A 6,245-nucleotide genomic window follows, 5' to 3' on the forward strand; every position below is an offset into this window, starting at 1 on the left:
TCACCGGGTCGCACATCCGCCTGCGGACGCGGGAGGCCGGCGTCCGCACCCTGCCGACCGGGCCTCGCACCCGGATGTGGACCTATGCAGGCACCTGGCCGGGGCCCACGATCCGACGACCCGCGGGCCGGGACACGCGCGTCACCTTCGTCAACGACCTGCCCCGGGGCGCCGGTGCCATGTCGGTCCACCTCCACGGTGACCACCACGCCGCGAAGGACGACGGGCAGCCCACGAGGTTCCTGATCCACCGCGGTGGGTCGCGCACCTACCGCTATCCCCTGACCTACGGCGGCGAGCCCGAGCCCAGCTCGTTCTTCTGGTACCACGACCACCGGATGGACCACACCGCACGCAACAACTGGCGCGGACTGCAGGGCATGTTCCTCGTCACGGACGCCGCCAGCCGCACGCTCCGGCTGCCGACGGGGTCGCACGACGTACCGCTGATGGTGGCGGACCGGTCGTTCGACGAGGGCAACCAGCTGGCCAACCCCTTCGCGGCCGGCCCGCAGATGGTGCACCACCACGGCGAGATGCTCTTCACCGGCGAGCATGCGCCGCCCAACGACGCGACGACCGGCACCCACGTGCTCGTCAACGGACGCCACCTCCCCCACCTCGACGTGACCGCCACGCGCTACCGGCTGCGGCTGCTCAACGCGTCGAGCGCGTCGGCGTACACGTTCGCACTCTCCGACGGTCGCCCGCTGATCCAGATCGGTACCGGCAACGGCCTGCTGCCCCGGCCCGTCGCCCGCACCGGCCTGCTGCTGGGCCCGGCGCAGAGGGCCGACGTCCTGGTGGACTTCCACGGGGAGGAGGGGTCGAGCGTGATCCTCCGGTCGGTGCCGCGCACCGACGGCGGCACCGGGACGGGGAGCCGGGAGGCACCGTTGATGGAGTTCCGGGTGCAGGGCAGCGCGCCGGACCGCTCGGTGCTGCCGGCACGGCTGCCCTCCCCCGAGCTCGTCCAGGCGCCCCGGCGGGTGAGCAAGACCTGGACGTTCGACCTCACCGGGAATCCCCGGACCGGCAGCGCCTGGACGATCAACGGCCGCACCTTCGACCCCGACCGGGTGGACCACCGGGCCCGGCTGGGCACCGTGGAGCGCTGGCGGTTGCGCAACACCAGCGACGTGACCCACTACGTGCACATCCACGCCGAGCAGTGGCGCACCCTGCTCCGGGACGGCAAGCGTCCGCCGCCGTGGGAGCGAGGGCTCGAGGACACCTGGAAGCTCGATCCGGGCGAGGTCGTGGAGGTCGCTGCCCGGTTCACCGACTACACCGGGTCGTTCATGATCCACTGCCACATGCTCGACCACGAGGACCACGGCATGATGTCGCGCTTCGACGTCGTGCGGTGAGGGCCGGGGCCCCGGGGCCGGATCCGGAGCGCCGCGCACCCGCTGGCTAGGGTGGCCGGGTGAGCCAGCCGATCACCGTGACGACGGTCGCCGAAGGGGTCGCCCGACTCGCCTGGAGCGCCGACACGACCCTCGACGAGGTACGCCGCGAGGTCGCCCGCGCACTCGTCGACCATCCGCGGGTGGAGACGCTCGTCGATCCGGACGACCAGGGCGCGCAGCGCACGGCCACGTGGTCGGGCATGCACCGCGAGGGCGTCATGCGCGGCGTCACGGTCGCCGAGGGACCGGTCGACCGGATCGTCTACGCCCGGCTCGCCACCGACGCCTCCGTCAACGAGCCCGGCGGCTTCCGGGCCCTGCTCAACTCGTTCCTGCCGCGCAAGCGGGCCATCAGCCAGCTGCTGCTGCGCGACCCCGACGGCCGGGTCCTGCTCTGCCGGCTCACCTACAAGCAGGACTGGGACCTGCCGGGCGGCGTCGTCGAGGTGGGCGAGTCCCCCCGGCTCGCCGCCGCCCGCGAGGTCGAGGAGGAGCTCGGCCTCCCCGTCGAGCCCGGGGCGCTGCTGCTCACCGACTGGCTCCCCCCGTGGGGAGGCTGGGACGACGCCGTCTGCCTGGTCTTCGACGGCGGCGTGCACGACGTGTCCGTGCTGGACCGCGTGGTCAAGCAGGAGCGCGAGATCCGCGACGTGCGCTTCTGCACCCTCGAGGAGGTGCGCGAGCTGGCGGCCGACTTCACGGCCCGCCGTGTCGAGGCGGCCCTGCGCGGGCAGGGCGACTACACCGAGTCCGGCCGCGCGTGAGGCCCATTCCCCTCTTCGGGTGACTTTCCCTCGCGTCGGCCCTGTCCAGCCGGGCGTCGGTGGAGCAAGATGCCTGGGATGAACACTTGGGTCTACGACTTCGCCGACGGTGACCGCGACCAGAAGGACCTGCTCGGGGGCAAGGGCGCCAACCTCGCCGAGATGAGCAACCTCGGGCTCCCGGTGCCGCCCGGGTTCACCATCACCACGGAGGCCTGCCGCGCCTTCCTCGCGCACGGCGCCGAGCCCGACGGCCTCGCCGACGAGGTGGGCGCGCATCTCGCCTCGCTCGAGGAGGCGATGGGCCGGCGGCTGGGCGACCCCGAGGACCCGCTGCTGGTCAGCGTGCGGTCCGGCGCCAAGTTCTCCATGCCCGGGATGATGGAGACCGTCCTCAACATCGGGCTCAACGACGCCTCGGTGGCGGGCCTGGCCCGGCAGAGCGAGGACGAGCGCTTCGCCATGGACTCCTACCGCCGGTTGCTGCAGATGTTCGGCGGCACCGTGCTCGGCATCCACGGGGAGCACTTCTCCGACGCGCTGGACGCGGCCAAGGACGCGAAGGGCGTGACCGACGACCTCGACCTCGACGTCGAGGACCTCAGGGCCCTCGTCGAGACGTTCAAGGACATCGTGCGCAAGCACGCCGGCATCGAGTTCCCGCAAGATCCCCGCGAGCAGATGGATCGTGCCGTGCGCGCCGTCTTCGAGTCGTGGAACACCCCGCGGGCCGTGCTCTACCGCCGCCAGGAGCAGATCCCCGAGGACCTCGGCACTGCGGTCAACATCCAGGCGATGGTCTTCGGCAACCGGGGCATGACCTCGGGATCCGGCGTCTGCTTCACCCGCGACCCCGCCTCCGGCGACCAGGGGGTGTACGGCGACTACCTGCAGAACGCGCAGGGCGAGGACGTGGTCGCCGGCATCCGCAACACCGTGTCCCTGGCGGACATGGCGAAGGTGGACCAGAAGTCCCACGACGAGCTGCTCGCGATCATGTCCACCCTGGAGCACCACTACCGCGACATGTGCGACATCGAGTTCACCGTCGAGCAGGGCAAGCTCTGGATGCTGCAGACCCGGGTCGGCAAGCGCACCCCCGAGGCGGCGTACCGGATCGCGGTGCACATGGTCGACGAGGGACTCATCGACATGGACGAGGCCCTGCGGCGCGTCACCGGCGAGCAGCTGGCCAACCTGATGTTCCCGCGCTTCGACGCCGGCGCCGACAAGACGCTGCTGGCCGTCGGCATGAACGCCTCGCCGGGCGCCGCCGTGGGCAAGGCGGTCTTCGACTGGGCGACCGCCGTCGAGTGGGCCGAGCAGGGCGAGGACGTCATCCTCGTCCGCAAGGAGACGACCCCGGAGGACCTGCACGGGATGATGGTGGCGCGCGGCGTCCTCACCAGCCGCGGCGGCAAGACGTCCCACGCTGCCGTGGTCGCGCGGGGCATGGGCCGCACCTGCGTGTGCGGCGCCGAGGCCCTGGACGTGGACACCCGCGAGGGCGAGTTCACGGTCCGCAACGGGCCCACGATCCGCGAGGGAGACGTCATCTCCATCGACGGCTCGACCGGGGAGGTCTTCGACGGGGCGGTGCCGGTCGTGGACTCCAGCGTGGTGCGCCATTTCGAGGGCGACGAGACCGACCACCCGGTCGTCGAGGCGGTGTCCCGGCTCATGGAGCACGCCGACTCCCTGCGACGGCTCCAGGTGCGCACCAATGCCGACACCGCGCAGGACGCGGCCCGCGCGCGCCGCTTCGGCGCCCAGGGTATCGGCCTGTGCCGCACCGAGCACATGTTCCTCGGCGAGCGCCGCCAGCTGGTGGAGAACCTGATCGTGGCCGAGGACGAGGCCGGCCAGGAGGAGGCCCTGGCCGAGCTCCTGCCCCTCCAGCGCAAGGACTTCCTCGCGATCTTCGAGGCGATGGACGGCCTCCCGGTGACGATCCGCCTCATCGACCCGCCCCTGCACGAGTTCCTCCCGGACATCACCGAGCTCTCCGTCGCCATGGCGGTGGCGGACGTCCGGGGGCACCGCAAGAAGCGGCAGCGCAGGCTCCTCGCCGCGGTCCAGCGGCTGCACGAGTCCAACCCGATGCTCGGACTGCGCGGCGTACGCCTGGGCATCGTCATCCCGGGCCTGTTCACCATGCAGGCCCGCGCGATCCTCGAGGCGGCCGCCGAGCGCATCCGCAACGGGGGCCGGGCCGAGCCGGAGATCATGATCCCGCTGGTGGCGAGCGTCCGCGAGCTGGACCTGGTGAAGCGGCGGATCGAGCAGATCGCCCGCGACGTCGAGGCCGAGCTGCACGTCGAGATCCCGCACAAGATCGGCACCATGATCGAGCTGCCGCGGGCCGCGCTGACAGCGGGGCCGATCGCCGGGTCCGCCGACTTCTTCTCCTTCGGCACCAACGACCTGACCCAGATGACGTGGGGATTCTCCCGCGACGACGTCGAGGCGTCGTTCTTCAGCACCTACCTGGAGCAGGGGGTGTTCCCGGTCTCGCCGTTCGAGTCCCTCGACGTGGAGGGCGTCGGCGCGCTGGTACGCCGCGCGGTCACCGACGGCCGGGCCGTCAACCCCGACCTCCACCTCGGTGTCTGCGGCGAGCACGGCGGTGATCCCGCCTCGATCCACTTCTTCGACGAGGTCGGCCTGGACTACGTGTCGTGCTCCCCGTTCCGCGTCCCCGTCGCGCGGCTCGAGGCCGGGCGGGCGGCGCTGGGCGAGAGCGGGTCCTGACGGTCTGTCGACGAGCACGGAGAGTCCCCGCAGCGGGAGCTGCATCCCCCCGTGGCACGCGACCTCGCGCCTACGCGAGGAAGTTCCGCATGGCCGCGAGGACGGCGTCACGACGGTCGAGGAACAGGTAGTGGCTGGCCCGGACTTCCACGACGCGACCGTGCGCTGTCGAGGCGGCGAAACGATCACGGCAGGCGACCCGCCACGCCGCCTCGGCCGGAGTCCACTGGGGACCCACGGCGTACATGGCCAACGCGGGTGCGGTGATGTCGGAGTAGGGGTGCCGGAACCCGTTCAAGGCCTCGACGAACGGCGCGAAGGCCTCCCTGGAGAGCTTGTCCACGACGGACCCGTCCGCGTGGGTGTCCACGGAGGAGCGCAGCATCGCGTCGAGGGCGGGGCCCCAGATGTCGTCGGGGAGCAACGAGTGGACGAAGTCGACGTACTGCTCGTACGACGCGAACCGGTCCGGGCCCACCGTCTCCTCCGAACCCGCGGACATCGGGCGGTCGGCCCAGTCGTACGCGCCGTCGAGGTAGACGACCTTGGCGACGCGTCCGGGATGACGAGCCGCGAGGGCCGAGACCTCACCCCCACCCATCGAGTGCCCGGCCACATGGGCGCGCTGGATGCCGAGGTGGTCGAGGAAGCGTCTCGCGTCCTCGGCGGCGTCGGTCAGCGCGTGGCCGTGCTGGACCTGGTCGGTCATGCCGTGCCCGCGCCGGGTCAGGGCGAGCACCCGGAACCGGTCGTTCAGGTGCGGGGCGAGCTCTGCAAACACGTGGGCGGTGCAACCCAGACCTGCCAGGAGCAGCAGGGGATGTCCGTCTCCGCCCCAGTCCAGGTAGTGGAAGCGGACGCCGTCGAGGGTGACGAACCCGTCGGAGGGTATGTCGATGGCGGCCTCGGCTGTCAGAAGAGCGCCGAGGCCAGGTTGCGACGCCCAGCGAGCACCCGCTCGTCGTCGTTGCCCACCGCGGCGAAGAGGCCGAGGAGGTGGTCCCGGGCCTGGGTGCGGTCCGCGTCCGAGGTCCGCGCCACCAGCGCGACGAGCCGGTTGAAGGCGTCCTCGACGTGGCCGCCGAGGAGGTCGAGGTCGGCGACCAGCGTCTGGGCGTCCACGTCGTCGGGCGCATCCGCGGCGGCCGCGCGCGCGGCATGCAGGTCGGCGCCCTGGGTGCGCTGGAGGACCTTGGCCATGGCGAGGCCCGCGGCGGCCTCCGCGTCGGCCGGGTTGGCGTCGACGAGCTTCTGGTACTCCGCGACCGCCCGCTCGATGTCACCCTCACCGAGCGCGTCCTGCGCGGCGGCGTAGCGC

5 protein-coding genes are annotated in these 6,245 nt (G+C 71.9%); 3 read left to right on the top strand and 2 right to left on the bottom strand.

Annotation, left to right across the window (positions count from 1 at the left end):
• The 3 genes from ACXJKL_RS11755 to ppdK form a co-directional block, all read left to right on the top strand.
• Window positions 1-1,370, top strand: a 1,370-nt coding sequence (locus tag ACXJKL_RS11755) for a multicopper oxidase family protein (RefSeq protein WP_457207231.1), incomplete at its 5' end; no start/stop codon positions are given.
• Window positions 1,371-1,429: 59 nt separating this feature from the next.
• Window positions 1,430-2,176 carry an NUDIX hydrolase gene (locus tag ACXJKL_RS11760; RefSeq protein ID WP_457207232.1) on the top strand — a complete coding sequence of 249 codons (747 nt, stop codon included), beginning with the start codon at window positions 1,430-1,432 and terminating at the stop codon, window positions 2,174-2,176.
• Window positions 2,177-2,254: 78 nt separating this feature from the next.
• Complete coding sequence (gene ppdK, locus ACXJKL_RS11765; RefSeq protein ID WP_457207233.1) at window positions 2,255-4,927, top strand: pyruvate, phosphate dikinase; 2,673 nt, start codon at window positions 2,255-2,257, stop codon at window positions 4,925-4,927.
• Between the two features lie 70 nt (window positions 4,928-4,997).
• Here the strand turns inward: ppdK and ACXJKL_RS11770 are convergent, their stop codons facing one another.
• Both ACXJKL_RS11770 and ACXJKL_RS11775 read right to left on the bottom strand, forming a co-directional pair.
• Window positions 4,998-5,843: an alpha/beta fold hydrolase gene (locus ACXJKL_RS11770; RefSeq protein WP_457207235.1), complete on the bottom strand. Its 846-nt coding sequence runs from the start codon at window positions 5,841-5,843 to the stop codon at window positions 4,998-5,000.
• The coding region (locus ACXJKL_RS11775; protein ID WP_457207234.1) for a tetratricopeptide repeat protein at window positions 5,840-6,245 on the bottom strand (406 nt) is incomplete at its 5' end. The genes ACXJKL_RS11775 and ACXJKL_RS11770, both read right to left, overlap by 4 nt.

The organism is Nocardioides sp. P5_C9_2 (genome assembly GCF_054049555.1).